This is a genomic window from Paraburkholderia sp. RL17-373-BIF-A (assembly GCF_046030175.1).
GTDB lineage: Bacteria > Pseudomonadota > Gammaproteobacteria > Burkholderiales > Burkholderiaceae > Paraburkholderia.
Genome location: NZ_JARESO010000213.1, coordinates 1 through 2154, shown reverse-complemented (window position 1 = coordinate 2154; position 2154 = coordinate 1). Strand labels below are relative to the sequence as shown.

The window sequence follows — 2154 nt, the reverse complement described above, 5'->3', positions numbered from 1 at the left end:
AGCAATGCGGCGAGCCCCTAGTGCCATGAACACGGTCAGTATCACCGGAATCTCTTCGGGAAGAATCCCCATGGCCAGCGTGATCCCGGCGAGCACGCCCGGAAGCCATTCCCCGGAGCGCCAACGATAGGCTGCGACGAGCAGCAGACACAGTGCGATCGCAGCCAGCGCAAAGCGATTGACGAATGTTCTCGTCTCCAGTTGCAACGGCGAGCGGGCTTCCGTGATACCGGTCAACGACTTGCCAATGCGACCGAGCGTCGTATTCGGCCCCGTCGCAGTCACGACCATCTGCCCCTGACCCTGCACCACCATTGACCCGAAAAAAAGCTGCCCGCCAGGATCCTCCTCCGGAAGTGCATTGGCTCGCGCCACGGACTTGTTCACCGAAACGGACTCGCCTGTCAGCAGCGACTCGTCTACGCTCAGTTCGTGAGCCTCCGTCACGGCGCCGTCAGCGGGCACGCGTGCGCCTTCGTCGACGAAAACCACGTCGCCTGGTACCAGTTCGGCTGCGGACACGAGTTGCCGTTGCCCGTCTCGAAGTACCTGCGCGCGGGGCGCGGACAGCTCGCGAAGAGAGTCGAGAACCTGCGCGGTGCGGTGACTTTGAAAAACCGTGAGAAAGACGATCCCCATCACGAACGCGAGGAGCGTCAGCGCTTCCGAAACGTCCCCGAGCACAAAATAGATACCGCTCGCAGCGAGCAACAGAAGGAACATGGGCTCACGGAGTACCTCCCACAGGGTCTGCCACCAGGTGCGCCGCGCCGTTGAGTCCACGACGTTGCGGCCGAAGCGGGCACGCTGCTCTTCCACCCGCGCGCTCGACAGCCCACGCTTCCTGTCGGCGTGCCCGGCCGGCGGTGCCAATTCGCCGTGGGCAGAGACTACAACCGGGACGGGCTCAACGGGATTTGTCTGCATTCTGGTGTCGATCAGTAGGCGGATTGCGAAGCGGAACAGGCCGCTCAGGGACGGCCCGAATCTGGACAGCTTTTACAGATGTGCACGACTCCGTGACGATCCGGATCGTCCCAGTAGAAACGCAATTCAGCTCCGCCACGTGCGGGTACCTGGACCCTTCTGGTTTCCGTGATGTGACGCCTTTGCGCCACAATCTGATAGCGCCCTGCAGGTAGACGGACAAAGAGGAACGGTCCCTCTGTCCGAACGGTCAGGACTGGCCGTCCGGCTCCCGACGTTATCGTTACATCGACGTCGGACAGATAGCTCCCTGTCTTCGCCGCGAACGTCATGCGAAGGTTGTAGCCTGGAGCTGCGGCGCGGAATGCCTGAACTTCATCTTGGCCCACACCACCGGTTATATAGGAGACGCCGTTTTGCGAAGCGGGTTGCGGTAACGATTGCGCGAGCGCAGCACCATTTGCGCAGAGGCAGACGAGGAAAGGTAGAAGCAACGAAAAACGGCGGTTCCTGAACATGGCAATCCTCGATATGCGAACTTTCTTGCGATGCGGCCGACCGAAACCGTGGTTTGTTGGCGCCTGGACCAGGAATGTTCAATTTGCTGCCGAAAGGCGCCCTGTGCAAACCCCAGATCCATTTTCAGAATGACGCCAGGCGAACACGTATGCGTTGACCTGCGTCAAGTAGCTGACTTCCGGGTGAAATAGCCTGAAGTCAGCTATCCGTCGCTGCGGCGTTGCGCGACCGAAGATCTGACTATCGAATACCCGGAGGTGGATGATGATCAAGCTGGTTCCAGGGCGGGCGAGCATCCTGGGCGCACTGCTGATATTTTCGTCTACCACTGTTATAGCCAAAGAGCTGGCGACGATTGAAACGCATACCCAGCGATATGGTTCTCACATCGACATTTCGGCTTACGACGATCCCCTCGTGAAAGGCGTGACCTGCTATGTGTCAGAGTCGCATTCCGAGGGCGCATTGGGAAGTGGACGCATCACCCATGGGACGGACCTGACGGCATCCTGCCATCAGACAGGCAACATCCGCGTTGGCGAAGCTGTTCCCAGGCAAGCGCAAGTATTCACGGCCGAGTCAGATCCAACTTTCGACTCGCTCCATGTAATCCGGGTACTGGACACCGAACGTCACTCACTTGTCTACTTCACGTACAACGAAGACGAGGTTGCAGGAGACTTGCCGGGTCGCATCTATGTGATCCGT

General features: G+C 59.5%; 3 protein-coding genes. 1 reads left to right on the top strand and 2 read right to left on the bottom strand.

Annotated elements, in window-relative coordinates:
• Both P0D80_RS49710 and P0D80_RS49705 read right to left on the bottom strand, forming a co-directional pair.
• On the bottom strand, positions 1–927 hold a 927-nt coding region (locus P0D80_RS49710), incomplete at its 3' end, for an HAD-IC family P-type ATPase (protein ID WP_408295972.1).
• A 44-nt stretch (positions 928–971) separates the two neighbouring features.
• Complete coding sequence (locus tag P0D80_RS49705; protein WP_408295969.1) at positions 972–1445, bottom strand: carboxypeptidase-like regulatory domain-containing protein; 474 nt, start codon at positions 1443–1445, stop codon at positions 972–974.
• Positions 1446–1710: 265 nt separating this feature from the next.
• Between P0D80_RS49705 and P0D80_RS49700 the strand changes: the two genes are divergently transcribed.
• A partial coding sequence (locus tag P0D80_RS49700) for a CreA family protein (protein WP_408295975.1) occupies positions 1711–2154 on the top strand: 444 nt, incomplete at its 3' end.